The 25,312-nt window shown below is 40.9% G+C and carries 26 protein-coding genes and 4 tRNA genes; 10 read left to right on the forward strand and 20 right to left on the reverse strand.

What is annotated here, in order from left to right; all coding sequences use genetic code 11:
- The first annotated feature begins 220 nt into the window (after window positions 1–220).
- From AC5YCI_RS03100 to AC5YCI_RS03130, 7 genes are all read left to right on the forward strand, one after another.
- Window positions 221–310, forward strand: a tRNA-Ser gene (locus AC5YCI_RS03100).
- A 14-nt stretch (window positions 311–324) separates the two neighbouring features.
- Window positions 325–401: transfer RNA gene (locus tag AC5YCI_RS03105), tRNA-Arg, on the forward strand.
- Window positions 402–448: 47 nt separating this feature from the next.
- A tRNA-Arg gene (locus AC5YCI_RS03110) sits at window positions 449–525 on the forward strand.
- A gap of 284 nt (window positions 526–809) precedes the next feature.
- Window positions 810–1,022, forward strand: coding sequence for a hypothetical protein (locus AC5YCI_RS03115; protein ID WP_496175183.1), 213 nt, complete (start codon window positions 810–812; stop codon window positions 1,020–1,022).
- 113 nt (window positions 1,023–1,135) lie between these two features.
- Window positions 1,136–1,212 (forward strand) — tRNA-Arg (locus tag AC5YCI_RS03120).
- 134 nt (window positions 1,213–1,346) lie between these two features.
- Window positions 1,347–1,847 (forward strand): YcxB family protein, encoded by a 501-nt coding sequence (locus AC5YCI_RS03125; protein WP_496128839.1) that lies wholly within the window; start codon window positions 1,347–1,349, stop codon window positions 1,845–1,847.
- Window positions 1,848–1,859: 12 nt separating this feature from the next.
- Window positions 1,860–2,498: a fumarylacetoacetate hydrolase family protein gene (locus AC5YCI_RS03130; RefSeq protein WP_496175184.1), complete on the forward strand. Its 639-nt coding sequence runs from the start codon at window positions 1,860–1,862 to the stop codon at window positions 2,496–2,498.
- A 44-nt stretch (window positions 2,499–2,542) separates the two neighbouring features.
- Here the strand turns inward: AC5YCI_RS03130 and msrA are convergent, their stop codons facing one another.
- The 5 genes from msrA to thyA form a co-directional block, all read right to left on the reverse strand.
- On the reverse strand, window positions 2,543–3,064 hold the full coding sequence (msrA, locus tag AC5YCI_RS03135) for a peptide-methionine (S)-S-oxide reductase MsrA (RefSeq protein ID WP_496128841.1): 522 nt from the start codon (window positions 3,062–3,064) through the stop codon (window positions 2,543–2,545).
- A gap of 114 nt (window positions 3,065–3,178) precedes the next feature.
- Entirely contained in the window at window positions 3,179–3,646 is a 468-nt protein-coding gene (locus tag AC5YCI_RS03140) for an META domain-containing protein (protein WP_496128842.1), read from the reverse strand.
- A 78-nt stretch (window positions 3,647–3,724) separates the two neighbouring features.
- Window positions 3,725–4,750, reverse strand: coding sequence for an Lnb N-terminal periplasmic domain-containing protein (locus AC5YCI_RS03145; RefSeq protein ID WP_496175185.1), 1,026 nt, complete (start codon window positions 4,748–4,750; stop codon window positions 3,725–3,727).
- Window positions 4,751–4,776: 26 nt separating this feature from the next.
- The gene (locus AC5YCI_RS03150; RefSeq protein WP_496175186.1) at window positions 4,777–5,289 is read right to left on the reverse strand and encodes a dihydrofolate reductase; all 513 of its coding nucleotides are present in this window, start codon (window positions 5,287–5,289) and stop codon (window positions 4,777–4,779) included.
- Between the two features lie 100 nt (window positions 5,290–5,389).
- On the reverse strand, window positions 5,390–6,232 hold the full coding sequence (gene thyA, locus AC5YCI_RS03155) for a thymidylate synthase (RefSeq protein ID WP_496175187.1): 843 nt from the start codon (window positions 6,230–6,232) through the stop codon (window positions 5,390–5,392).
- A gap of 422 nt (window positions 6,233–6,654) precedes the next feature.
- On the opposite strand from thyA, the gene AC5YCI_RS03160 reads away from it, so the two are divergent.
- Window positions 6,655–7,158 (forward strand): CHAP domain-containing protein, encoded by a 504-nt coding sequence (locus AC5YCI_RS03160; RefSeq protein ID WP_496128846.1) that lies wholly within the window; start codon window positions 6,655–6,657, stop codon window positions 7,156–7,158.
- On the opposite strand, the gene AC5YCI_RS03165 is transcribed toward AC5YCI_RS03160, so the two are convergent.
- From AC5YCI_RS03165 to lgt, 3 genes are all read right to left on the reverse strand, one after another.
- Entirely contained in the window at window positions 7,155–7,526 is a 372-nt protein-coding gene (locus AC5YCI_RS03165; protein ID WP_496175188.1) for a hypothetical protein, read from the reverse strand. The two genes, AC5YCI_RS03160 and AC5YCI_RS03165, sit on opposite strands and share 4 nt — an antisense overlap.
- A complete protein-coding gene (locus AC5YCI_RS03170; protein WP_496175189.1) occupies window positions 7,526–7,891 on the reverse strand; it encodes a hypothetical protein in 366 nt (121 codons plus the stop codon). Before AC5YCI_RS03170 ends, AC5YCI_RS03165 begins: the two co-directional genes overlap by 1 nt.
- A gap of 89 nt (window positions 7,892–7,980) precedes the next feature.
- Entirely contained in the window at window positions 7,981–8,796 is an 816-nt protein-coding gene (gene lgt / locus AC5YCI_RS03175) for a prolipoprotein diacylglyceryl transferase (protein ID WP_496175190.1), read from the reverse strand.
- A gap of 90 nt (window positions 8,797–8,886) precedes the next feature.
- Between lgt and AC5YCI_RS03180 the strand changes: the two genes are divergently transcribed.
- On the forward strand, window positions 8,887–9,657 hold the full coding sequence (locus AC5YCI_RS03180) for an NRDE family protein (RefSeq protein ID WP_496175191.1): 771 nt from the start codon (window positions 8,887–8,889) through the stop codon (window positions 9,655–9,657).
- A gap of 70 nt (window positions 9,658–9,727) precedes the next feature.
- Here the strand turns inward: AC5YCI_RS03180 and AC5YCI_RS03185 are convergent, their stop codons facing one another.
- From AC5YCI_RS03185 to AC5YCI_RS03200, 4 genes are all read right to left on the reverse strand, one after another.
- The gene (locus tag AC5YCI_RS03185) at window positions 9,728–11,914 is read right to left on the reverse strand and encodes a PhoX family protein (protein WP_496175192.1); all 2,187 of its coding nucleotides are present in this window, start codon (window positions 11,912–11,914) and stop codon (window positions 9,728–9,730) included.
- A 147-nt stretch (window positions 11,915–12,061) separates the two neighbouring features.
- Window positions 12,062–12,808, reverse strand: a complete 747-nt coding sequence (gene tatC / locus AC5YCI_RS03190; protein ID WP_496128852.1) for a twin-arginine translocase subunit TatC — start codon at window positions 12,806–12,808, stop codon at window positions 12,062–12,064.
- On the reverse strand, window positions 12,805–13,200 hold the full coding sequence (tatB, locus tag AC5YCI_RS03195; protein WP_496128853.1) for a Sec-independent protein translocase protein TatB: 396 nt from the start codon (window positions 13,198–13,200) through the stop codon (window positions 12,805–12,807). Before tatB ends, tatC begins: the two co-directional genes overlap by 4 nt.
- 15 nt (window positions 13,201–13,215) lie before the next feature.
- Entirely contained in the window at window positions 13,216–13,434 is a 219-nt protein-coding gene (locus AC5YCI_RS03200; RefSeq protein WP_496128854.1) for a Sec-independent protein translocase subunit TatA, read from the reverse strand.
- 149 nt (window positions 13,435–13,583) lie between these two features.
- Between AC5YCI_RS03200 and AC5YCI_RS03205 the strand changes: the two genes are divergently transcribed.
- Window positions 13,584–14,465: an AEC family transporter gene (locus AC5YCI_RS03205; RefSeq protein WP_496128855.1), complete on the forward strand. Its 882-nt coding sequence runs from the start codon at window positions 13,584–13,586 to the stop codon at window positions 14,463–14,465.
- A gap of 28 nt (window positions 14,466–14,493) precedes the next feature.
- On the opposite strand, the gene rdgB is transcribed toward AC5YCI_RS03205, so the two are convergent.
- The 8 genes from rdgB to AC5YCI_RS03245 all read right to left on the reverse strand — a co-directional run bounded on the left by rdgB (window position 14,494) and on the right by AC5YCI_RS03245 (window position 25,236).
- Complete coding sequence (gene rdgB, locus AC5YCI_RS03210) at window positions 14,494–15,120, reverse strand: RdgB/HAM1 family non-canonical purine NTP pyrophosphatase (protein WP_496175193.1); 627 nt, start codon at window positions 15,118–15,120, stop codon at window positions 14,494–14,496.
- 83 nt (window positions 15,121–15,203) lie between these two features.
- Window positions 15,204–15,791, reverse strand: coding sequence for a tetratricopeptide repeat protein (locus tag AC5YCI_RS03215; protein ID WP_496128857.1), 588 nt, complete (start codon window positions 15,789–15,791; stop codon window positions 15,204–15,206).
- A complete protein-coding gene (metW, locus tag AC5YCI_RS03220; RefSeq protein ID WP_122899985.1) occupies window positions 15,788–16,381 on the reverse strand; it encodes a methionine biosynthesis protein MetW in 594 nt (197 codons plus the stop codon). The genes AC5YCI_RS03215 and metW overlap by 4 nt, the downstream gene beginning before the upstream one ends.
- Window positions 16,381–17,538, reverse strand: coding sequence for a homoserine O-succinyltransferase MetX (metX, locus tag AC5YCI_RS03225; protein WP_496175194.1), 1,158 nt, complete (start codon window positions 17,536–17,538; stop codon window positions 16,381–16,383). Before metX ends, metW begins: the two co-directional genes overlap by 1 nt.
- An 87-nt stretch (window positions 17,539–17,625) precedes the next feature.
- A complete protein-coding gene (gene leuA / locus AC5YCI_RS03230; protein ID WP_496175195.1) occupies window positions 17,626–19,323 on the reverse strand; it encodes a 2-isopropylmalate synthase in 1,698 nt (565 codons plus the stop codon).
- A 428-nt stretch (window positions 19,324–19,751) separates the two neighbouring features.
- Window positions 19,752–20,435 carry a Fe2+-dependent dioxygenase gene (locus AC5YCI_RS03235; protein WP_496175196.1) on the reverse strand — a complete coding sequence of 228 codons (684 nt, stop codon included), beginning with the start codon at window positions 20,433–20,435 and terminating at the stop codon, window positions 19,752–19,754.
- Window positions 20,436–20,517: 82 nt separating this feature from the next.
- Entirely contained in the window at window positions 20,518–22,743 is a 2,226-nt protein-coding gene (locus tag AC5YCI_RS03240) for a TonB-dependent receptor (RefSeq protein ID WP_496175197.1), read from the reverse strand.
- 225 nt (window positions 22,744–22,968) lie between these two features.
- The gene (locus AC5YCI_RS03245) at window positions 22,969–25,236 is read right to left on the reverse strand and encodes a TonB-dependent receptor domain-containing protein (protein ID WP_496175198.1); all 2,268 of its coding nucleotides are present in this window, start codon (window positions 25,234–25,236) and stop codon (window positions 22,969–22,971) included.
- Window positions 25,237–25,312: the final 76 nt, after the last annotated feature.

A 25,312-nucleotide genomic window follows, 5' to 3' on the forward strand; every position in this document is an offset into this window, starting at 1 on the left:
TGGCTTTAGCATAAGACATCACAGCCTAGACTGCACGTAATTGGCTGCAATAATGTGTTTTCGCTTTGTTTTTTTGTATAAACGGATAGTTTATAAACAGTAAAAGCTAAAAAAAATAAAAGATGGTTAAAAAATGTCTTGTTGGGTGATTTTTTTCACTTTTTTGCATGACAGTGCTTGCATGAAATGCATTTCCTCTATAATATTGCCACCACGTTACGGTGAGATGGGTGAGTGGCTGAAACCACATCCCTGCTAAGGATGCATACGGGCAACTGTATCGAGGGTTCGAATCCCTCTCTCACCGCCAACTTTACTTATGTCGCGCTCATAGCTCAGCTGGATAGAGCACTTGGCTACGAACTAAGGGGTCGGGAGTTCGAATCTCTCTGAGCGCACCAATAAGTAAAGATGAAAAACGTAAGTCTGTTAAGACGACACAAGTTACGCGCTCATAGCTCAGCTGGATAGAGCACTTGGCTACGAACTAAGGGGTCGGGAGTTCGAATCTCTCTGAGCGCACCAACTTGAACATTAAACCGCTTTAGCAGCGGTTTTTTTGTGCCTAAAATTTGACTTTGCTCTAATTTCCTAATTTCCTAATTTCCTAATTTCCTAATTTCCTAATTTCCTAATTTCCTAATTTCCTAATTTCCTAATTTCCTAATTTCCTAATTTCCTAATTTCCTAATTTCCTAATTTCCTAATTTTTAGCGATAAGCCCATGTTTTGGTAGATATTACTATTGTCCTATAACACTGTTTGATTAAACTCAGTTTATAGAGATTTAAAAATGTAGGGGGCAAGGAATGTTTCCACAACAAGCGCAGCTACAGCAGTTGTATAGCGATGGACAGCATCTATATCAACATTTAGATTTAGTCATTTATTTATCTAATAAACCTTGTTTTGTCTGCCAAGACAATTTAGATGGTGTAGTGGATGATTTTTATCAAATCAGCAGTGGCAAAAAGGTGAGTGTTTGTGCGGCTTGTAAGCCTAAATTAGTTAAAATTGCTTAATAAATAGCTAAAAAGTAGCAATTCGGCTGATATCTGTGCAGTTGATTAGGTTTTTGTGAAAAAAGGCTTCACAAGCTTTAAAACTTCTCTATAATACACCTCATCAAGACGTCGCGCTCATAGCTCAGCTGGATAGAGCACTTGGCTACGAACTAAGGGGTCGGGAGTTCGAATCTCTCTGAGCGCACCAATCTTGATAAGAATTCTGAAAAAACCGCACATTGATGCGGTTTTTTTACGTCTATTGTTTCTATCACGAAGCATCAACAAGCTTGAAATTATGGTGTAAGATTTGCCCATACTTTATTTGCTATTGATATTTCTATGTCGGACACTTCACCTAGTCTCTCGCTGCGTTATTACTTAAATCTAGAAGAATCACAAGATGGTTTTGCCCTTGCCACATTTGGCAAGAAACAAATCACCCGTTTTATTACCCCTTTGGTGAGTATTGCAATTTTAATCTGGGGTTTTTATTTAGGGATTGATGGCGTTGGTCGTTATTACGTGGCGCTGGGCGCATTTTTCCTCGTGTTACAAATGTTAATGCGCTATTGGTTTTTACCTATGATGTTTAAACGTCAATTTGTGAAATATCAATTTGGCAAAAGTGAACAAGGTTTAGATTTATACCAAGATCACGCGCAAATCTTTGCCAATGGGGGGACAAAGACCATTGCTTATAGCGATGTGGTTAATTTTGCGGAAGGTAAATTGACCTATATGCTTGAACTCAAAAGCCGTATGGTGGTGATTGTACCCAAACGTGCTTTTCGTGATGCGAATGAGCAGGCTATTTTTAGTAATACCTTTAGTAAAAAATAAGAGGAACTCATAATGACAACATCAGCTTCTAAAATTGTCTGCGTAGGACGCAGTTATGCAGCGCATGCCCAAGAGTTAGGGAATGCTGTACCTGATCAACCGGTATTATTTTTAAAGCCAGCCAGTAGTTTAAGTAATTTGGCACAGGGTATTACTTGGAATCAGGATTTAGGCAGTTGTCATTATGAATGTGAGCTGTCTTTACGTATTGACCAACCACTGTCACGTGTTACGGATAGCGCACAAGCTTTACACGCCATTGGTGCAATGACTTTGGGTTTAGATTTAACCTTACGTGACTTACAGGATCGATTAAAAGCCAAAGGTCATCCTTGGGAACGTGCTAAAGCTTTTGATGGTGCTTGTATGCTAGGTGATTGGGTTGATGTAGCCCATATGCCAGCATGGGATCAAATTCACTATACATTAGAAATTAACGATGAACTGCGCCAACATGGTGATACCGGATTACTGATTTTTAGTATTGCTGAGCTACTCAAAGACATCAGCCAAGTCTTTAGCTTAAATCCGGGCGATGTGGTGATGACAGGCACGCCTGCCGGTGTGGCAGCTTTACATAAAGATGATCAGCTTAAAATGACTCTTAAAGGCAAAGATCAAGATTTTGTTTGGACGACTTTTGTTAAATAATTAAATAAACATAAAAAAGGACTGCTTAGCAGTCCTTTTTTATATTAGTCACGCAATAAATGTGCAAACTTATTGTGTAGCTTTAATAATTTTGGCGGAATGGCAAAGTTGCAATAGCCTTGGGTTGGATTCTTTTCAAAATAGTTTTGATGATAATCTTCAGCAGGATAGAACGTTGGTACAGGGCTTAACTCAGTCACAATGTCTAAGCCTTCTGCTTTAAGGCTAGCAATCATCTGTTCAGAGGCTTGTTTTTGCTCATCGCTATAGTAATAAATCACCGAGCGGTACTGTGTACCTACATCTTCGCCTTGACGGTTTAACGTTGTTGGATCATGTGTTGCAAAGAACACATCGAGCAACTGTGCGTAAGTAATTTCAGTTTCGTCAAAATCAACTAATAACACTTCTGCGTGATTGGTTTCACCTGTACAGACTTGTTCATAGCTTGGATTTTCAGTCGTGCCACCAGCATAACCACTTGTTACTTTTTTGACACCTTGTAAGCGTAAAAATACCGCTTCCACGCACCAGAAACAGCCACCGCCAAATAAAGCTTGTTGCATGTTATATAACCCAAATTTTGTTGATTTATAAGCTTTAATATAAGCTTAATTTATATAAGTACAATCTGATCATGTAATCAAATGTACAAAAAGCCTGCAATAGCAGGCTTTTTTTTAGCGAGGTTGCACAGCGCTGCTAAATTGCAACAAGGCATTACCATTTTTGTCTAATAATTTGAGTGTTTTATTATACACCTGATAATGGGTGACTTTATTTAAAGCTTCTACATATTTTTCAGGTACATAGGTCTTATCCATACAGGCCATACGTGTAGTGGCAATTTGAGACAGATTTAAGGTATCACGCCCTGCGCTATAGCTGCCCATTAAGCGGTTACAGCCATCGGCCCCTGAAATACGACCATCAGTACTAAATTGTAAGCTTGGAATGTTGGTGGTGCTTGGCTTGGTGGTCACTTGCATGGCACCAATATGGGTGAGGATCCATGTACCATGTTTCAACTGCAATAGATTACTCTGTGTAATGGTTTCTGAAGGGCCTGTTTGAATTGGTGTGCTCGAACACGCAGTCATGGCCACTGTTGTGCCTAAAATAGCAACCGTGATTAATTTTTTTAACATGTTAGATACTCTTATTGTCGTGAATTACTTGCTTATCTTATGCAAATATAATGACAATGTAAGTAGAAATTACAAAAATTAAGGTTTAACTACACCTTGGCGCAACAGGGCAGAATATTGGGCACTCGTTAACTGTTGGCCATGAGTTTTAGGATTTACATGAGCCAGTTGATACCAGGTGGCTATATCAATATTAGGCTCAATTACTTTTAAATCATGTAAGTAATTGGGCAAATAGCCAGAAACCAGTAAGCGGTAATCGCTAGGTAGCGCTTGTTTGGAGACGGCCTGCACCATATCAAAAACTAAGGTGGTGCAGTTACTGGTCAAGGTGTTATACCACTTTGGGGTATGAGCCAATTGATCCGCTTTATGGAGATATTCTTGGAACAGCGCGCGACGTTCAGCTGCTGCCATCTTAACTGGAAAAAAATACACTTGCTCAGCACGGATATGACTACGGGTATAAATAATATCTTTTTCGTCAGCCGCAACGAGGCTGAGTTCAAATTGTCGAAAAAAGCCACCAATTGCAGAGAAGTCTTCTGTTTTTTCTTTACGGATTTCAATGGAAAAGGTAATGGGAGCAGCATTATAAAAATCAAAGCTGACGAGAGTATGGGCGATTTGAGGCCCCATCCAATAAGAGGTAATAATATTCACGCCTGAGATTTGACTTAAATCAAAGCGACGAGTTTCCCAGCGTTCGATATAACTGCCATCTGGCTGCCAAGCAAAGTTACGTACGTTATGCAAGCTAACTATATCGCCATGTTGTTCATAATGAAGTAAACGTGCAACTTCAGGGTTCCAATCGCGATTTTGCTGTGGTTCGAGCGAGATATACCAGCTTAAGGCCATGATAAACCCCAAGATATACAGTAACACATCCTTTTTACGGTTAAAAAAATGGGTGGCATAAACCCCAAGTACGCTTAAAGCAAAAGCCAACCAGATGCCAATCAAAACTCGAGAGAAAAATACGCCCAAAGGCTGTTGCACCCACAGCGCGATACACAGCCACAGCGATGAAAGCAGCACAAATAAACTAAAACCACTATGTAATAGCCAAGTCATGAAGGTTTTAGTATGTGGCTGGCGCATAGTCTTTAAGAGCTTCAAATAAAACCTTATTTTTGATAAGTGGCAAACTCAAAAGCAATGCCAGTTTTGTCATCAATATGTTGTTCTGACGCGACTTTCTTAAACTCAGATGGAATTTGCGGATAATGTGCATCACCTTGTACATCAAGTTGTACATGCGTCAGTTCTAAACGATCGGCAATATCTAAAGTTTGTTTAAAAATTTCACCACCCCCAATAATAAAAATAGTATTGGGTTTTTCTGAAGTTTTTACATCTGCGACAGCTTGCGTTAAAGCCTCTTCAATCGAGTAAGCAACTTTTGTGCCTGAGAATTGCCAGTTTTGATCACGGGTAATCACCCAATTAACACGCTTAGGTAAAGCTCGGCCCATAGATTCTAAAGTCTTACGTCCCATTACCACCACACCACCTTGGGTAATGGCTTTAAAGTGCTGTAAGTCTGCAGAAATATGCCAAGGTAAGTCGTTGCCTTTACCAATGCAATGCTGTTGATCCATGGCAACCACATGCACCACTTCTAAATTTTGAAATGCCATAACAACTCTTTCAATGCGTTTAAAGTTTAATAAAAATAATAGACACCATAGAATAAATCCCTCAACAATTGAGGGATTTATAAGCTAGCGCGTTTAAGTCTTAGACTGCAACAGGCGCTTTAATACCCGGATGCGATTCATAACCCACAATTTCAATATCTTCAAACTTAAACTCAAACAGATCTTTAATTTCAGGATTAAGTTTAAGTTGACACAGGCCCATTGGTTCGCGTGTGAGCTGTAATTGTGCTTGTTCAAAATGGTTGGCATATAAATGCGTATCGCCACCTGTCCAAACAAAATCACCTACATCTAAATCACAGACTTGCGCGATCATATGGGTCAGCAGGGCATAGCTAGCAATATTAAACGGTACACCCAAGAACACATCGGCACTACGTTGATACAGCTGGCAAGACAGTTTTCCATTATGGACAAAGAATTGGAATAAAGTATGACAAGGTGGCAGTGCCACTTGTCCAGCTTCATTAGGATTCCAGCCAGACACAATCAAACGACGCGAATTTGGATTGGTCTTAATTTCATTAATAAGCCATTTGATTTGGTCAAAACCATCTTGATTATAGCTGTTGTCGCTATTTTTAGTGGCACCAAAGTTACGCCATTGATGACCATAGACTGGGCCAAGCTCACCTTCAGGACGGCCAAAACGTGCAGTTTGTTCTGCTGTTGACCATTCATCCCAAATACTCACTTTATTGTCTTTTAAATATTGAACATTGGTGTCGCCTTTTAAAAACCACAACAGTTCAATCACAATAGAACGGAAATGAACTTTTTTAGTGGTCAATAAAGGAAAACCTTTAGCGAGATCAAAGCGCATTTGATGACCAAATACAGAACGTGTTCCTGTGCCTGTACGGTCGCCCTTATCGCCACCATTGTCGAGGATGTGTTGTAAAAGGTCTAAATATTGACGCATAGAACTCTCGGCTAATGTTTATTCATGCTATTTCAGGGGAAGTTAAAATAGCGATGCAATAAAATAAAAATAGGAATTAGCTAATGATACAGATAAGCCGCCTACATGCAAATGGCTTTCAGCATGTAGGTGGCTTGAGCAGGCTAGATCGTTCAAGTCTGAATGATAATTTTTTTTAACGATTAATTAAGATAAAAAAACGATTAATAATTTACCTTTTGCTACATACAAAAAATATTCAGTTCATATCTTTAAGTTTTAATTCAATGATTAATAATATGTTTTAAATAAATGTGGAGAATTTTAGGTGGTTTTTTAACCTTTTCTTACATTTTATAATATGAAAAAATGAATAAACATGGTTAACATGCCAGCTCCAAAATTTGTGTAAGCTCAATTTAGCTTAGGAAGGTGTCTGTAGAATGGTTTATGATCAAAGCGTCAACATGAGTGAAGTGCATGCTCCTGTCCAAGCCAATATTGTAATTCGTTCGCAGGCTGGTCAAACTCCCCCAAAGTCAATTGCAAAGCCGGAAAAGAATGTCTATAGCTTTAATGGTCAGCGTATTGATATCAATAAAATGACCAGTTTTTTGAAAGGTATTACCCGTCAAACCAGTACGCAAAAATGTGCACGTAGTGTGCGTTTAGCACTACAAGCGGCAGGTGCACGTTTCCAAAGTCATCCTGTTGCAGCTGCTGATTGGGGTTCGACTTTAACTAAGATTGGTTATCGCAAAATTAACTTGTCTTTTGATCAGCCGCAAAAAGGCGATATTTATATTATCGACCGTACTGCCAAAAACCGTTATGGCCATATTGCAGCTTATTCTGGTTCGGCTTGGGTGTCTGATTTTAAACAACGTAGCCATGCAGTGTATAAAAACCAAAACGTGAAATATGAATATTACCGTTTAGCGTTTTAATCGAAACGTCGGGCGCGATGGCTGTAAATGGACACCACAAACAAGCCAAGCACACTAAAGCCAATGGCTTGTAGCATCAGCGCCCAAACATGTTGTGTGGGTAATAAAAACATGAGCATCAGCCAATAAACGAGTGGCAAAATAAAAAATAGGGCATCAAAGCCTGCGTTATAGCGTCCTTTTTGTTGAAGCGTTAACTTCAATTGTCTGAATAGATGCAGCAAGGCACCTAAGCCTAAACTCATTAAGCTGAACACAAGGCTCAGTTCAGCCACTTTAGCGCACATATAAATCACTAAACATACCGCGACACAAAGGCCTAGCTTGATCTGTCGATGACATTGATCTGAATACCAAAAATCTAACATTATTCAGCCTTTTGATTAAGTAGAGAAAAAGGTGAAAACACACAAACTGCTAAAGCCATAAAGCCAATCCCTTGTGCACCTAAAATCAAAATATCGCCGTGTTTAAACTGCATAAAAATGAGGGCCATTAATAAGGCAATCGGAATCCAATGCAAGAGGCGCGCGAGTAAATGCGGTGTTTTGCTCAAGTGTATTTTGCAATAGCGACAAATTAAAAATACTAAGCCTGTGGCTACAAACAGTAAAATTGCACTGAAGTCTAATGGGGCTAGCAGATACAATCCGGCAGTCACCAAGGCTAAAACAGCCAATAGAATAAATTTACGCCCAACAGGCACACGCGGATCAAACCAAAACTCAAGCATAACTGGCCCAAAGCAATAAACGGGAGTTTAATGTAGCAAATTGGCATAAAAAAGGTGAAGTCATTGCTTCACCTTTTAATCTTGAAGGGCTACTGGTTAGCTCGTTTTGGCCCCCAATCATAGACGTTGTTCTTGTAGGCGTACCACATCATCCAAATTCCCACCAGAATCATAGGTAGGCTCAGGGCTTGGCCTTTACTCATCCAAGCAATAAATAATTGGCTGTTATCAGGTTCACGGAAGAATTCCATGATAAAGCGTGCTAAACCATACCCCATTAAAAATAACGCAGACACTGCCATACGCGGACGCGGTTTAGAACTAAACCACCACAGTAAAATAAATAAAATTAAGCCTTCAGCCAGTGCTTGATAAAGCTGTGAGGGATGACGCACCAACTGTAAGGGATCTGTAGGGAATACCATACCTAAAGGAAAGTCTGGATTATTTACGGCACGGCCATAGAGTTCGCTACCAATAAAATTACCAATGCGGCCAAACATTAAACCTGTGGGTACACATGGAGCAATAAAGTCCAAGGTTTGAAACCACGACATCTTGTATTTTTTACACCACAGTAACATGGCCAAGACCACACCCAAGAAACCGCCGTGGAAGCTCATGCCACCGGTCCAAACTTGGAATAACCACAGTGGGTCTGCCAAAAATTGCTCAAAGCCGTAAAAAAAGACGTAGCCGACACGACCACCGAGCACGACACCCAGTGCACCATAAAAAATTAAATCAGAGACCATATCTGCTGTCCAACCTTGACGTTGTTTAGCACGATAGGTCGCCAGCCCCCAAGCAAATAAGAACGCCAATAAATACATTAGTCCGTACCAATGTACTTGTAATGGCCCAATTGCGATGGCAACTGGGTCAATATTTGGATAGGTCAGCATGTAAATTCCTTGATATTGTTTTCGTTAGATTCTAGCCGAAAGTCTGGAAAAATGTTGTACATTCAATGTGTAAAGATTGGAGAGTATTGAATGTGTATCGTAGCTTTAGCATGGCAGGTGCTTGATGATACCCCCCTATGCCTGATTTCGAATCGTGATGAGTTTTATGCACGGCCAAGCCAAACCCTACATAGCTGGCCAGATCAGGACGTGATTGCCGGACGTGATCTACAACAAGGCGGTACTTGGATGGGGGTGAGCAAAACAGGCCGTTGGGCCGTACTGACTAATTTTAGAAATGCACATGATCAAAAAAGTTACCCGACTTCACGTGGGCATTTGGTCAATGATTTTTTAAATTCAGATTTAGCACCTATTCGTTTTGCTCAGCAGCTTGAAACTAAGCAATGTGATTATGCTGGCTTTAACTTGATCTGTGGTGATCAGCATCAGGCGGTGTATATGAGTAACCGTGGTGAAGCGCCGCAAATTTTACCAAATGGCGTATATGTGGTCTCTAATGGTCTGATGTATGAACCTTGGGAAAAGACCCGTCATTTGCGTAAACGTTTTACCCAAGAGCTGTTACCGTTGTTACAACAGCAGAAAACAGAGATAGAGTCTGCAGTCTGGGATATTTTAGAAGATCAGCGCCAAGTGTTACCAGAATTACTGCCAGAAACGGGGGTGTCTTTGGAAATGGAAGTATTACTTTCATCCACTTTTATTCAAAGTCCAAACTACGGGACACGCTGTTCCAATTTTTTACGTTTAAAAGATCAGACTTGGCATTGGAGCGAGAAAACTCAACACGGTGACGGTATAGGGCACATCAAGAACATTCAACAAGCCTTAATATAAAAAAAGATCCCTCATGTTGAGGGATCTTTTTTAAGTGATTCACTTAAGCTGGTTGTGCTGCAGCTTGAGGCTATTCTAAGCCTTCACCTGCAATTAAACCACCGTCTTTACGGGTAATGACCACTGTTGCTGAACGTGGGCGTGTACCGCGACCACGACTTAAATTTAACTCAGCAGGGTGATTATTTGGCCACGTGCCGCCCGGATGTTGCACGTTGACAAAGATTGCTTTGTAGTCAGGCGTCATGGTCACACCTGTGATTTCACAGCCGCTTGGACCCGTTAAGAAGCGACGTAGTTTTGAGTCATCCAAAACTGCACCAGCTGGAGTTAATTGCGTATTATCACCTGATTTTGCTTGCGCAATTTGTCCATCCCCAACTTGACCTGGTAGGGCTGCTAGCATCATACAGTTGGTTTCATTGGTATAAGCGCCATCATCGGTTTGAATCCAAAGCACACCGCGTGGGTCAAACCACATGCCATCTGGGCTTGAAAAGTCATTGGCATCCGTTAAACCTGATAAGTTGACATTGCTCAGTGAATCAGCTTCAGCACCAAATAAGAAAATATCCCATACAAAGTTTAATGCTGTGGTTGTATCGCCATTTTCGCGTAAACGAATAATGTGACCGTTAATATTGCCGCGTAAAGAAGTTGAGCCACTGTCGTTGTCAAAATAGTTACGTGGGTTGGCAGCATCAGTACCATAGCTATGACCACGGCTACCGTTGTTGGTCAAGGTCACATAAACTTCACCATTTTTTGGATTGACTGCGACCCATTCAGGACGATCCATCTTGGTCGCGCCGACAGCATCACCTGCCAAACGTGAATTCACAAGTACATCGGCTTGGTCAGCAAAACGATATTTGTCATAGTTTGCAATCAGTGGGTTATTGATTGAAAGTTCAATCCACTCACCTGTAGCAGTTTGTGTCGCTTCATTGAAGTCAAATTTTGCGACATATAACTTACCGTTATCCATGTACTTGTCACCTGCAGCATAGCCGCCGTTGACATCTTTAGCATCCCATTTTTGGTCTGAAACGAACTTGTAGATATATTCGCCTGTTGAGTCGTCACCCATATAAAATGCCAGGTTTTGACCAGAGATCGCACGGCTTGCACGGCAATCTTCATGTGCAAAACGACCGAGTGCAGTACGTTTTACAGGACGCTCATTGGCTGCAAATGGATCAATTTCTACAATCCAACCAAAAGTATTGGTCGAGTTACGGAAATCTTCTGCGGCTGTTAAATCAATTTCTTTACGTGTTAACCAACGGTCGTATTGGTATTCTTCATCGGCAACACGATTTTCAACGGTATGCCATGCATAGCTGCTTTTCGCTGGAATTTTGTAACGATTTAAAGAAACAATTTCCTGAGCGCTACGCTCGGTGTCTTCACGTGAGAAATATTGGTTAAAGTTTTCTTCTGTGGTGAGGTAGGTGCCCCACGGCGTATAGCCATTACCACAGTTGTTAATGGTACCTAAAGAGAAGTGACCTTCTGGACTTGTCGCGGTTTTAACTAAGTCACTGCCTTTTACCGGACCTGAAAAATCAATTGGTGTTGCAGCAGTGATACGACGGTTAAATGGTGAATTACGGTTAATTTCAACAATTTGTGTCGTCGGATTTTTCACAACGTGTACGATCGATACACCATGTGCATTAATTTCACGTATTGCTTCATCTTCACTACGGATCGCTTTACCTACTGTATTGTTTTCTGAGTGTAGGAAACGTGCGTTATTAATATATTCATGATTCATCACCAATAAACCTTCAGTTGATTCATTGGCATCATAACGGCTATTTTTCATGCCAAAGAAGGTCATACCATCATGGCATTCACCTGAACGTTTGGTAAATGACGCACCAGATGGCACATTATTGTCATCCCATTCATCTAGGTTTGGCGCAATTGGATCACCCATAGCATACAGTACACGTGCTTCATAGCCTTCAGGTACGCTAAACGCATTTAGGGTGTTTTTATCTACCGCTTTAAAATTTAAGGATGATGGTAGCTTACTTTCATCAAATACAGAATCATCTACAATTGCCGATGAATCATTGTCATCGCTACAGCCTGTTAATGTGGTGGCTAAGGTAATAGCAACAGCACCACCTGCTGTTTTTGTGATGAGTTCACGGCGGCTCATACTTTTATTAAATAGATCTAAAAATTCAGCGTTCCCCGAAGTGTTGCTGTCATAATCATCATTAAAAGGCATTTGTTCAGACATGTTATTTTCCTAGCGATTTAGTGCGTCGGTATTGGAATGGTTGAGCAACACCTTAAAGTGCTAATATGACAATCCGTTGAACAATGTATTGCAATCTGATGACATAAAAAAAGAGCAGACCAAGCTGCTCTCATTTAAGTTAAGTATTTATTTTTCTAGGAACTTACCTGCCATTAAGCCAAGCTCAAACAGCAGCCACATCGGTACGGCAAGCATAATCATAGACAGGGCGTCGGGCGGTGTGACGAACATGGCCACAAAGAAACATCCCACAATAATAAAGCGCCGATTAGCTGCCAACTGCTCTGTGGTCACCACCCCAATTAAAATCAGTACCAAAGTAATAATGGGAATTTCAAAGGTAAGACCAAAAACTAAAAACAGTTTTAAGCAGAAACTGAGGTAACTATTAATATCGGTCATTGGTGCTACAGTTTCAGGTGCAACACTCATAAAAAAATGTAAGATTGAAGGCAATGCAACAAAGTAAGCAAAAGCAATACCACTATAAAACAGCACAATACTACTGATCAGTAAAGGTAGAGCTAAGCGTTTTTCCTTGGCATACAGTGCAGGTCGTACAAAATCCCACAACTGATAGATGATAAATGGCATGGCCAACATCAATGCGACAAAAAAATTCAGCTTAAAGGGTGCCATAAAAGTTGCCGTCACATCGGTGGCAATCATCGATGAGGTGCTTGGCATTTGAGCACGTAATGGCTCAGACATAAACTGATAGGTTTCGTTGGCAAATGGCAATAAGCAGAAAAATAGCAGCAATAAAAGGCCAACAATTTTAAATAAATGCCGACGTAGCACAATGAGATGCTTGGTGATTGGCATCTCATGGAGTTGTTCAGCATCATCAAGCGGCTGTGAGTGTGTCGTCATACGGCCACCTTATAAACATTGTGTGCTTTTTTATATTGCATGGGTGCAGGCAGCATTGGCTCTTGACAAGGTACATAAGCCACTTGCTTTGATACCTGAGATGCTTGTTCTGGCTCAATCAGGTTAACTTTTTGTTGTTCGATCGTCTGCATTTGCGCTTGCATTTTGGCTTCAAGCTCTTGAATTTTTTGCATCTCTTGCTGCATTTGCTCACGCAATTCAGACAAGCGTAATTCACGATCAATGTCGGTTTGTACATTGCTAATTAAACGTTTAATTTTGGCGTAACTTTTACCGGCAAAGCGTGCAGCTTGTGGTAATTTATCTGGCCCTAGCACCAATAATGCAATGATGCCGAATAGCAGCAACTCCGCCATTCCAATATTGAGCATGACAAGACATCCAGATTAATGTTTATGGGTAGAATTTAAATTTTGAGTGTTGTGTTCTAAAGTGCGTGGTTCGTTCAGCTGAGTAGCTGTAGCCTCATCATCACGAATAGATTTTTTAAAGTCTTTGACTGCACCGCCCACATCTTTACCTAAGTTTTTAAGTTTTGATGTACCAAACAGCAGTAACACGACAATTGCAAAAATAAGGACATGCCAAATTGATAAGCCGGCCATAAGATTTCCCTCGAATTATTCTGTGCTTATCTCAACAGCTCTATATGACAACACGGTGACGTTTATATTGCAGTTTGAAGAAAATCCTGCAAAGTCAGCTTAAATGAGTGTGCTAGCATGAGCCATCGCTTGCTCTGAGCTGTTGTGTGATGGCGTTGATTGTTCCGATTTTTGCATTTTTAATGGGCTATTTGGCTGTAGAACAGCTTAAACCGCTGCGACCTTGGTTAGCCGCAAGTCTAGCGCGGGTGTTGATTCCTATACTGATTATTTACAACATGGTGTTTTATCAACAGGGGAGTATGTGGCTAGTTGGCTTAAGTTTTGTAAGCTCGATCATTTTCTTTCTTTTCTTTTATTTTACGCAAAAAGATAAATTACAGGCGCTGTGTTTAAGTTATTTAAATGGAGCGTGGTTAGGCCTGCCTTTCGCCTTAGCACTTTTTGGTAAAGAAGCCACCAACACCATTGTGGCGCTGTATATTGGCGGCTCGTTGTTTGGCAATATTTGCGCAGTGATGGCAGTCAGTAAAACTCAGCAAAGCCCAGCTTTTATCATGAAAAATGTGCTGCAATCCCCGCCAGTCATTGCCTTAAGCATTGCAGGGATTTTGTCTTTTTGGGATTTAAGCGCTTATCAACATACATTCGTAATTGATTTAGTCTATCAAGCCAATAAATTTTTGGTGACCTTTGCGGGTATGTGTGTGCTTGGTATGTGGCTGAGTAAGGTCAAAATTCAAATCAGTGATTTAGTTTTAAGTCTAGGTTTGATTTTAATACGCATGTTGCTGGCAGCTGTAATCTGTATAGCAGCCTATTTTATGTTACCGATTCCACATGTGGCTTTAACCTATGCGGTCATTTTTATGTTCTTTTGCCTACCGCCAGCGGCCAATATTGTGGCATTAGAAACCCATTATCAGGGTACAGGGCACTCAGCCAAATATATTGCCTCAGGCACGATTGCCAGTGCTTTCATTATTAGTCTTTACGGCATCGTGCTGCATAGTTTGAGTATTTTAGATTAAAGCTGCGCCCGAAGACGCAGCGCATGTCTTAATGGCTTAAAGATGCACGTAACAGTTGCATGGCTTGACCACGATGGCTGATTTTGTTCTTTTCATCTTTGCTCATTTCTGCACTCGAAATCCCTAATTCCGGTAACCAGAACAGGGGATCATAACCAAAGCCATTGTCACCACGCGCTTGTTCTAAAATTTCGCCCTGCCAAATGCCTTGGAAAATTTGGGGTAAAGGATCATCGGCATGTTCAACCAGAGCCAAGACACAAACAAACATACCATCAATTGCTTGGCCATCTTGGCGTAATGGTTTTAAGTCGGCTAATAACTTGGCATTATTGGCGGCATCATCACCGTGCTCACCGGCAAAACGCGCTGAATAAATACCGGGCGCACCGCCTAAAATGGGTACACACAAACCTGAATCATCGGCAATCGCAGGTTTACCAGAAATACGTGCGGCATGACGGGCTTTAATAATGGCATTTTCGACAAAGCTTAAGCCGTCTTCAATGGCATCTGCAATGTTGAGTTGACCTTGTGGGATTACATCTACAGGCAAATTTAAATCGCTAAACATTTTTTCAAACTCAGCAATTTTACCTTTATTGTTACTGGCTAAAACCAATGTGCCTTGTGACAGCCATGCTTGATTGGACATGCTAAAACTCATGTTATAAAAATTTGCTTTAGTGTACCTGATTTTATCTAAGCAATAAAAAAGCACCCGAAGGTGCTTTTAGTTTATAAACCCTGAATCCAGCGATCAGCACGGTCACGTGCTTGGCGGATTTGCTCTTGAGTTAAATTGGCTGCTAAAGCAGTTTTTTTGCCTTCAGATAAGCTAATCACTTTATTATCGAGCATGCCGTCACGGGTAGAGAGTTCATACCATTGATAAGCACCAATAAAGTTACGTTTTTTCTCATCCAGCATGGCAAGGTTAAAGCTGGCACGATTATCGCCACGGCTGGCGGCTTTTTCTAAATATTGACGCCCCAAAGCTTCATTTTTAGAGGTGCCTTTGCCATCAATCAACATACGTCCGACATTGAGCTGAGCCGCTGTTAAACCCTGATCGGCAGCAAGTTTATACCAAGCAAAAGCTTGCTTTTCATCTTGCTTAACGTCTTTACCGTATTCATATTTGGTGCCTAAATAAAACTGAGCACCAGCTTGCCCCGATTTTGCGGCTTGACTTAAGCTCTGCACATCCATCACTGAATAACGTGCTGCTTGATTGGAAATGGAGTTGCTTGGTGAAACATAATCTGCATTGGCTTGCAGGCTAAACAGTCCCAAAAATAAACCACCAATTAATATTTTTTTCATAGAGCGCTCACCCGATAAATTGCGACTTCACCAAACAAGTTCGGGATATGTTTACTCAGCAAACTACCTTGCTGATCCCCATTTACGGCGAGTCGATTAATGATTCGAATATTATTTTCTTCGCATAATGCTTCAAAATCACGGAAAGTACACAAATGAATGTTGGGCGTGTTGTACCACATATACGGTAGCGCATCAGAAACAGGCATTTTACCTTTTAGTGCCAAGAAAGAACGGGTCTTCCAATGGGCAAAGTTAGGAAAAGTAATAATGGCTTGTTTACCCACACGTACCATATCGCGTAATAACACGTCTGGCGCATCCACTGCTTGTAATGCTTGAGCCATGACCACGTAGTCAAAAGATTGATCCGCGAAACGACTTAAGCCAAGATTTAGATCTTGTTGGATAATATTTAACCCGCGACTAATCGCAATTGCAATCTTTTCTTGGTCAATTTCCAGTCCATAAGCGCGGATATTGTGTTTTTTGCTCATATGTTCGAGCAATTCACCTTCACCACAACCCAAATCTAAAACGCGCGAACCCGGCTTAATCCACTTTTCGGCAAGTTGTTGATCAATACGCATTACACGCTCTCCTTGGTTGCTTGAAGATGTTCCTTGCCACCTAAGAAGGCACGTAACGATTTCACATATAAAGGAATAGGGAACAAGAATGAGTCATGCCCTTGCTCAGCATCAATGTCTAAATAGCTGACAGGTTTATTGTTACTAATTAATGCATCAACGATTTCTTGGGAGCGGGCAGGGGTAAAACGCCAATCCGTAGTGAAAGACACCAATAAGAACTGACATTTGGTTTGTGCCATGGCTTTGACTAAAGACTGCTCATATTCACGCGCAGGATCAAAGTAATCCAAAGCTTTGGTCATAATCAAATAGGTATTGGCATCAAAGTTACGGCTAAATTGCTCGCCTTGATAACGTAAATAGCTTTCGACTTGGAACTCAACATCAAAACCATACATAAATTTGCCTGACTTTAAGTCGCGACCAAATTTCTGTTTCATGGCTTCTTCAGATAGATAAGTAATATGACCCACCATACGAGCCAAAATTAAGCCACGTTTTGGGTAGCTATCATTCTCGAGATAACGACCATCATGGAAATCTGGATCGGATAAAATCGACTGACGCGCTACTTCGTTAAAGGCAATATTTTGTGCCGAAAGTTTAGGTGCGCTGGCAATAATCACGCATTTTTGCATACGCTCAGGATAATCGACTGTCCATTGCAGCGCTTGCATACCACCTAACGAACCACCAATTAAGGCGTACCATTTACTAATCCCTAAACGGTCTGACAACATGGCTTGGGTTTTGACCCAGTCACGTACCGTAACCAATGGAAAATCTGGGCCATAAGGACGATTATCATTTTCAGGGTTTTGTGAAGTTGGACCAGTAGAACCATGGCAACCGCCAATGTTGTTTAATGCCACAACAAAAAAATTATTGGTATCAATAGCTTTGTTTGGGCCAATACATGCATCCCACCAGCCCGGCTTTTTGTCATCTTCATGATGATAACCCGCAGCATGATGATGACCAGACAAAGCATGGCAGATCAAAATTGCATTGGAGTGATCGGCATTTAAAGTACCGTAAGTTTCAACCATTAAATCAAAACGTGGTAATACGCGACCACATTCGAGCTCTAACGGCTCTTCAAAGGAAAACTTTTGTGGGGTAACAATACCCACGGAGTCAGCTGGGAAAGACACGGGAATAATTCGCCTTAAATCTTTAGAGTAAACGCAGAAAAGGATACCACTGGGGTATCCTTGCATAAAGGGCTTTATTGTTGTGCGTTAAACTGCAGCAGCAACCACTTGCTCTGTGCTTAACACGCCTTGTTCAATTAAGCGGTTGGTGCAGGCAATAATTGCTTCAATTGAAGAAGTGACAATATTGTCATGTACACCCGCGCCAAATGCCGATTTACCTGTACCTTGCACTTGTAGCTCAACTAAAGCCAAAGCTTTGGCATGTGCACCGGCACTAATGCTACGTTCTTCGTAGTTTAATACGTCAATTGGCAACTGTAGTGCATTTAAAATGGCAGAGATTGGGCCATTACCTTCACCACGAAGTTTTTGCACGTTACCATTCACCTCTACATCAAGCTCAATGACTTGCTTACCATTTTCATCAGATAACTTGTAGTTTTTGGTCGAGTAATGCGCATCTTTAGCTGCCACATAGGTCTTTTTAAACAAGTTCCAAATTTGTTGTGCGCTGACTTCAATGCCTTCATCATCGGCAACTTGTTGCACCACTTGTGAGAATTCAATTTGTAAACGACGTGGCAAAGTCACGTTGTAATTTGATTCTAACAAGTAAGCAATACCACCTTTACCAGACTGTGAATTGACACGAATCACCGCGTCATAGTCACGCCCTAAATCTTTAGGGTCGATTGGTAAATATGGCATATCCCAAATTTCCTGATCTTTTTGGAACTCAAAGCCTTTTTTAATCGCATCTTGGTGTGAACCAGAGAAGGCTGTGAAGACCAAATCACCAGCATATGGGTGACGTGGGTGTACAGGTAAACCAGTACATTCTTCAACGGTGGCAATGATTTCATTAATATTTGAGAAATCAAGATTTGGTGCCACACCTTGGGTATACATGTTTAGCGCAATCGCTGCAACATCAACGTTACCAGTACGCTCACCGTTACCAAAGACACAACCTTCGACACGGTCAGCACCTGCCATAATCGCAAGCTCAGAAGCCGCAATACCACAGCCACGGTCGTTATGGCAGTGAACCGAAATGATCACGCCATCACGACGCTGTAAATTACGGTGCATCCATTCGACTTGGTCGGCATAAACGTTAGGCCCAGACACTTCCACAGTAGCTGGTAAGTTTAAAATGACTTTATTGTCAGGACTGGCTTCCCAGATTTCAGTTACAGCATCGCAGACGTCTTTAGCCACTTCTAATTCAGTGGCTGAGAAACATTCTGGTGAATATTGGAAAACAAACTCAGTTTCAGGTTGTTTAGCGGCATATTCTTTGACTTTCGTTGCAGCATTAATCGCAAGTTGCTTGGCACCCGCAATATCTACATTCAAAACTTTTTCACGGAAAGTCGGTGAGTTTGAATTATAAATATGTACGATGGCACGTTTGGCACCTTGCAATGATTCAAAAGTACGTTGAATTAAATGGTCACGCGCTTGGACTAAAACTTCAATATAAACGTCATCTGGAATATGACCTTCTTCAATTAATTTACGCGTGAAGTCAAAGTCAATTTGAGAAGCGGATGGAAAACCAATTTCAATATGTTTAAAGCCGATTTTTACCAACATCTGGAACATTTTGAATTTTTTCTCAATATCCATTGGCTCAAAAATCGCTTGATTACCGTCACGTAAGTCGGTACTCATCCAAATTGGCGCTTTTGTAATTTCGTTATTTGGCCATTGACGGTCAGGTAGATCAACACGTTGATACATGCGACGGTATTTTTTACTTGGATCAGCCAACATCATGAGATAACTCCTTGTGTAAGGATCATTGCGCTGCTTAAAATACAATGATCATTACTATATAGATTGTGTCTATTAATCTGTTTTACAAGGTGGAGGTTTGAAGCGGTTTCGTAAAAAATCTGAATAAATTTTACGACTTAACTTTACCTTTTTTTCTACCTTATAAATCTATAACTTAAAGTTTAATCCAGTTAAACCGAAAAGTTTTTGCTTTTTCTATGGATTTTAGTCGTATGGTAAAAAAGCTTTTCTGATAATAGTTAAATTTTGGTAAAAATTTTCATAGATCAAAATATTATCTGCGTTGATTTTCTTGATATGGCAATTTAGGCTAATTTTTATTAAACATTTTGCCATAACAGCGAACATTTTTGTCAATCTTTAAGTTGCATGATATGTCTGAATAGATGGCTAACTTAAACAGGGGGTTAAATCTCAGCCCATTTACGCATGAGGTTATGATAAAGATTGGTCAATTTCATGACCTCAGCATGTTGATCACCCAGTTCTAGACGTAGGCTTTGAATACTTTTATCCAAGTTAAACAACATGTGGCGGTTTGCATCATCACGAATCATACTTTGTAGCCAAAAAAATGACGCTGTACGGCAACCTTGGGTCACTGGTGTAACTTCATGCAAACTGCTCGCTGGATACAAAATTAAATCACCCGCAGGGAGTTTGACCTCATGGTAGCCATAGCTGTCCTCAATCACCAAGTCACCGCCTTCATATTCATCTGGCTCACTTAAAAACAGCGTGCAAGATAAATCGGTGCGTAAGCGTTGTTGGCTGCCGCGAATACGGCGAATGGCATTATCAACATGAAAACCGAAGCTTTCATTGTTTTCATAGCGATTAAATAAGGGCGGAATAATATCCAGCGGCAGGGCAGCCGATAAAAATAAGGGATGCTGTCCAAGTGCTTCTAAAATAACCGTACTTAACTGCTGGGCGAGGGGATGATCTTCTGGAAGTTGTTGGTTGTGCTTAACAGTCGCTGACAAAGTGCCTGCAGTAACCTTGCCATTGACCCATGCAACTTTGTCCATTTCTTGACGGATAAATTGAACTTGTTGTTTGGTTAAAATGTTTGGAATATGGTGTAGCACAGTATTGTTCCACGCAGCATTGAATGTTTATGAATTACAAATCACATCGCTTCATAAAAGAGGCGATGTGATGGATCACATATTAATATTTAAAGTTTAATGATAATACTGCGTTACGACCTTCAGCTTCAGTGCTGTAATGTGGTGAGCTAAGTTTGGTGAAGTAACGTTTGTCCGATAAGTTGTTAAGGTTTAACTGTAAATCGACATTTTGATTTACATTGTAGCGTGCCATGGCATCAAAACGTGTATAGGCTGGTGCCCAGCGGTAGTTGGTGTTATCGGCATAGACTTTGTCCATATAAGTTGCACCTGCACCTAGCGTGAACTGTGAAGTGAAGTCATAGGTAGTCCAAAGCGTTGCACTGTGTTTAGGAGTTGTTGGTGTTTGATTGCCGTTTACAGAACCAGTCGGTGAACCTGATACATAGCCGCCATCAATAATTTCCGCATCCAAATAGGTATAGCCCGCAGATACAGCCCAAGCATCAGTAATATTGCCATTGATACCAAGTTCCACACCATCAACACGCGTTTCACCAATGTTACGGCTAATACTTTCATCATCGCTTACACGGGTATTGGTTTTCTCTGTACGGAAGATTGCCGCTGTGAGGTTGGCACGACGATCAAATAGATCCCATTTGGTCCCCAGTTCCATAGTACGCACTTCTTCAGGCTTTAAGTTTTGTGATGTAACAGAAATACTTTCTGAACCATCACCAAAATCACCGACTGGATTTGAGGCCGTCGCAAAGCTTGTGTAGATCGCAGCTTGTTCAACTGGTTTATAGGTTAAACCAATTTGATAGTTAATAAAGTCATCTTTATTGCTGACTTTGACTGGAGTAGATGAACCACGTTCAGTCACAGTACCTCGGGTATCAAACTCATCCCAACGCACGCCTAAATCCAGTAACCATTGAGGGGTAATTTCGATATTATCCAGTAAGTAAACAGAGCTTGAATCGGTGTTAATATAGGTTGTTGCACGATTAGCTGTAATAATGTCGTTAAAGGCATCATGTGAATTTGGTGTATATAAGGATGTACACCAACCATTGGATGCAGCACCTAAGCCCAATTTACAAGCATTGGTGTCGATAGCTGAACCACTGGCTGAGCTGATGCTATAGTTACCTTTGTCTGTTTCTTGTTTGCTGTATTCAGCACCCATATTGAAATTATGGCTGAATGTACCAGTCTTGAATTTACCTGTTAGTGCCAGTTGGTCGGTAAAGGTCGTGGTGTCAGTAATGCGTGAGTTAGCACGACGCCATACTTGACCATTCGCCACATTACCTTTTGAATCATCAGGCTGTGTCCAGATGTAATCATTTTTAGAACGGCTATATACCGCAGTATTGCTCAGCATGAACTGATCGTTGAGATCATGTTCAAGTTTTAAGCTACCAATATGGTTCTCTTGTTTTTGGAAATCACGCGCTAACCAACCGTAGTAAATCCCTTGTGGCACTGCTACAGGTTTACCATAGGTGCCATTTTTACCTGTAATTGGATTTTTAGTGTAATTAAAGGGCACACCAGAATCCGGCGTATCATCGGATTTCAAGTAGTAATAACTTAAAGTTGTACGTGTTGGGCTACCCAAACCAAAACTTATGCTTGGCGCAATACCTGCACGCTTATATTCGGCACCATTAGCTTGACCGGCTTTTTCATTTTGATGACCGAGTACAGCCACACGTGATGCAATGCCATTGCCAAAATCTTTATTGGCATCCAATGTGACACGGGCATAGGCATCTGTACCACCAGCTACGGAACCTTCTAAATGATCGCCAGCTTTGGCAACTTTAGAGACCATGTTGATGCTACCACCTGTGGTGCCTGCACCGCCCAGTGCTGAAGCAGAACCTTTGGTGACTTCAACTTGTTCAACTGCAAACATGTCACGGTTTTGTGATGTGGCACTGCGCACGCCATCGACATACATAGAGCTTTCAGAATTATAACCACGAATAAATGGACGGTCACCATTTGGATTGCCGCCCTCACCAGCACCTAGTGTAATACCCGGTACAGTGCGTAGCGCATCAGCAAGGGCAGCGATTTGCGTATCTTGCATGAGCTGTTTTGAGATCACTGCAACAGATTTAGGGGTGTCGAGTAGGGGAGCGACAAATTTAGAATTTTTAGATTGATCCACTTTGAAGCTTGCTTGAGATTCAGCCTCCGCTTGAGTGTGAATTGTATCTAGGGCGAGGTCTTCTGCCATGGTTGCGCTGGCCATAACAGAAAGCAGCGCCGATGAAACAATTTTCTTACGGTTTTTGATAAAGGCCATGTGTTACTCAGCAAAAGCAAATATTATGTTTGCGAATAATAATAATTCTTGTTATTTCTCACAGTAATCTAAAATTGGAAATGTCGATTCTCAAATTAAGATAAAATGGCAAGTTAAATGTAATAATGTAACAAAATATAAATAAGTCTTTGTATTTAATAAAAATAGAAAAACCCTGCATGAGCAGGGTTTTTGATTGGGATTTTTCATTTAAAGCTTTAACGCTTAAAACTTAAAGGTTGTACTTAATTGTACGCGACGACCTTCTTGAGTATTTGTATAGCGATTATAGAAAGCATCTTCTGTGGCAACATATTGATAGTCAACAAAATCAACATCAAAGATATTATAAAGCGCTAGACCAAAGTCAAGATGATCATTGAATGAGTAATTTGTGCCTAAATGCCATTGTGTAAAGCCTTTATAGTCACCTAATACATTTTTCACATTGCCTTCTTCACGAATTTGACTACTACGGTATTCCCCACGTAACCATAAGGATGCGTTATCACTTGGTTGGTAGTTCACTAAAATATTAGCCATATGCTCTGCATTGTCGACATCATCAAGAGTTTGACCTGCTGCATTGGTGAGTTCACCTTTGGTCCAAGTATAGTTACCTGAAGCTTTCCATTGGTCATTAATTTGATAAGCCACAGCGACTTCAACACCATGTGATTCTGCTTCTTCAGCATTATATGGGCGGGCTAAAGTTAAATTACGGTTAGCAGCAGTATTCCAATCAATTCCCCATTCTTTGAACTTTTCATCACATGCTTTAGCATTACCGGTACAGTCAAATTCAATTGGGCGACCGTTATAGCTTGTGTTTTGTACATAAGTACCATCTGCAGTTAACTTATCAATATCTGCTTGACGGATGAAAGTCAGTGCGTAGTTTGCACCAGAGGTAGTAATTTTATCTTTGGTTTTATTTTGGAACGCTGTCACGTTGGCATTAAAGCCTTGTTGGTTATCAAAATAGATTCCCAATTCCGTACTTTTACTGGTTTCAGGCTGTAAATTAATGTTGCCTAATACTGGTGAGCGACCTTGGCTAGCAACGTTAGAAAGACCTTGGGTAAGCTGTTCTAAACGTGGAACTTTATAACCTTCTGCATAACCACCTTTGGCAGTCCATTGGTCATTCATATTCCAAACTAAATAAGCACGAGGCGTAAAGAAGTCACCAAAGGTACTATGATCATCAAAACGACCACCTAGGGTTAAATTTAAGTGCGGTAAGATGCTCCATGTATCTTCTACAAATAGACCATATTGATCAAAGCTAAGCTCTGGATTTGCACGACGAATCCCATCTTTTTGGCTGGCTTCCCACCATTGTGCACCAATAGTCAAATTATGGTTTTCAAAATGTTGTGTGGTAAATTTAGTATCGAAATATATGTCTTCACTGCTGAGTTTACGATTAATAAAGTTTTGATTTTCAGGTGCACTGAGCATACCTGCTGGTAATAAGCGACCAACAGTTTCAGTTTCTACACGTGAAATACTACTTTCTAAACGACCTAACTCGGCTTGCCATTCATGTGAAATATAAGCTTTGGTGCGTTCATATTCTTGGCTGTCTGCATAACCTTGTGTGGCATTGGGTGCTAGCGGATTACCTGTAGTATCTAGATAACTCCCTAGTTGACCACGGCTGTTATCAAACCACTGCTGCGTATTTTCAAAATCGATGGCAAAGCTATGCTGTTCAAATGGAGTAAAAGTAAGACGACCACCAAAAGTTTCAATATCAGATTTTGTTGGGCTATTGCCTTGACCTAATTGTTCCGTACCATTTGCATTTGGCACAGTAATATAAGATTGTTGTCTTTCTGCTTTACGACCACGTAATTGTAAGCCAACTAAGTCCTGAATTAATGGGCCGGAAGTAAATACTTCTGCTGCATATTGATTACCAAAAGGTGAGCTATTTGGTAACAATGTACCGTTTAATGTGATGGAACCTGTCCACTCTGATGATACTTTTTTAGTGATGATATTAATCACCCCTCCCATAGCATCAGAACCATAAAGTGTAGACATTGGCCCACGAATGACTTCAATACGTTCAATTGCTGAGATGGGCGGAATAAAATTATTATTTGATTCAGCAAATCCATTTGGTGTAATGCTGCCCACGCTATTTTGACGTTTACCATCAATCAAAATTAACGTGTATTCAGCAGGCATACCACGCATACGGATATTTAGCGTTCCCGTTTTACCTGCAGCTGGGCTGATATCTACGCCCTCAACGCCTTTAAGCGCATCTGCTAAAGATGTAATACGTTTAGTTTTGAAATCTTCGGTATTGAGTACAGTAATAGAAGCAGGCGCATCTTTAATTTTTTGTTCATAGCCCGCAGCAGAGACCACAATGGTTTCGAGTTGTTGTGTTGTGGGCTGTACCGTATTGGCTACTACTGGTGTTGCTATAATCCCAAGAATCGCGAATGTAAGAGGGCGAAGATTGAAATGACGCATAGCTGAATTTCCGTATCTATTGAGTGCGTTCTAGAGCAGTTGCTCAAAATTAACCAAGATATTAGTGATAATATTT

This window comes from Acinetobacter sp. CY17 (assembly GCF_059515825.1).

Coding starts and splice junctions, on each gene's coding strand:
- AC5YCI_RS03115 (WP_496175183.1), top strand. CDS start 810: ATGTTTCCACAACAAGCGCAGCTACAGCAGTTGTATAGCGATGGACAG.
- AC5YCI_RS03125 (WP_496128839.1), top strand. CDS start 1,347: ATGTCGGACACTTCACCTAGTCTCTCGCTGCGTTATTACTTAAATCTA.
- AC5YCI_RS03130 (WP_496175184.1), top strand. CDS start 1,860: ATGACAACATCAGCTTCTAAAATTGTCTGCGTAGGACGCAGTTATGCA.
- msrA (WP_496128841.1), bottom strand. CDS start 3,064: ATGCAACAAGCTTTATTTGGCGGTGGCTGTTTCTGGTGCGTGGAAGCG.
- AC5YCI_RS03140 (WP_496128842.1), bottom strand. CDS start 3,646: ATGTTAAAAAAATTAATCACGGTTGCTATTTTAGGCACAACAGTGGCC.
- AC5YCI_RS03145 (WP_496175185.1), bottom strand. CDS start 4,750: ATGCGCCAGCCACATACTAAAACCTTCATGACTTGGCTATTACATAGT.
- AC5YCI_RS03150 (WP_496175186.1), bottom strand. CDS start 5,289: ATGGCATTTCAAAATTTAGAAGTGGTGCATGTGGTTGCCATGGATCAA.
- thyA (WP_496175187.1), bottom strand. CDS start 6,232: ATGCGTCAATATTTAGACCTTTTACAACACATCCTCGACAATGGTGGC.
- AC5YCI_RS03160 (WP_496128846.1), top strand. CDS start 6,655: ATGGTTTATGATCAAAGCGTCAACATGAGTGAAGTGCATGCTCCTGTC.
- AC5YCI_RS03165 (WP_496175188.1), bottom strand. CDS start 7,526: ATGTTAGATTTTTGGTATTCAGATCAATGTCATCGACAGATCAAGCTA.
- AC5YCI_RS03170 (WP_496175189.1), bottom strand. CDS start 7,891: ATGCTTGAGTTTTGGTTTGATCCGCGTGTGCCTGTTGGGCGTAAATTT.
- lgt (WP_496175190.1), bottom strand. CDS start 8,796: ATGCTGACCTATCCAAATATTGACCCAGTTGCCATCGCAATTGGGCCA.
- AC5YCI_RS03180 (WP_496175191.1), top strand. CDS start 8,887: ATGTGTATCGTAGCTTTAGCATGGCAGGTGCTTGATGATACCCCCCTA.
- AC5YCI_RS03185 (WP_496175192.1), bottom strand. CDS start 11,914: ATGTCTGAACAAATGCCTTTTAATGATGATTATGACAGCAACACTTCG.
- tatC (WP_496128852.1), bottom strand. CDS start 12,808: ATGACGACACACTCACAGCCGCTTGATGATGCTGAACAACTCCATGAG.
- tatB (WP_496128853.1), bottom strand. CDS start 13,200: ATGCTCAATATTGGAATGGCGGAGTTGCTGCTATTCGGCATCATTGCA.
- AC5YCI_RS03200 (WP_496128854.1), bottom strand. CDS start 13,434: ATGGCCGGCTTATCAATTTGGCATGTCCTTATTTTTGCAATTGTCGTG.
- AC5YCI_RS03205 (WP_496128855.1), top strand. CDS start 13,584: ATGGCGTTGATTGTTCCGATTTTTGCATTTTTAATGGGCTATTTGGCT.
- rdgB (WP_496175193.1), bottom strand. CDS start 15,120: ATGTCCAATCAAGCATGGCTGTCACAAGGCACATTGGTTTTAGCCAGT.
- AC5YCI_RS03215 (WP_496128857.1), bottom strand. CDS start 15,791: ATGAAAAAAATATTAATTGGTGGTTTATTTTTGGGACTGTTTAGCCTG.
- metW (WP_122899985.1), bottom strand. CDS start 16,381: ATGCGTATTGATCAACAACTTGCCGAAAAGTGGATTAAGCCGGGTTCG.
- leuA (WP_496175195.1), bottom strand. CDS start 19,323: ATGATGTTGGCTGATCCAAGTAAAAAATACCGTCGCATGTATCAACGT.
- AC5YCI_RS03240 (WP_496175197.1), bottom strand. CDS start 22,743: ATGGCCTTTATCAAAAACCGTAAGAAAATTGTTTCATCGGCGCTGCTT.
- AC5YCI_RS03245 (WP_496175198.1), bottom strand. CDS start 25,236: ATGCGTCATTTCAATCTTCGCCCTCTTACATTCGCGATTCTTGGGATT.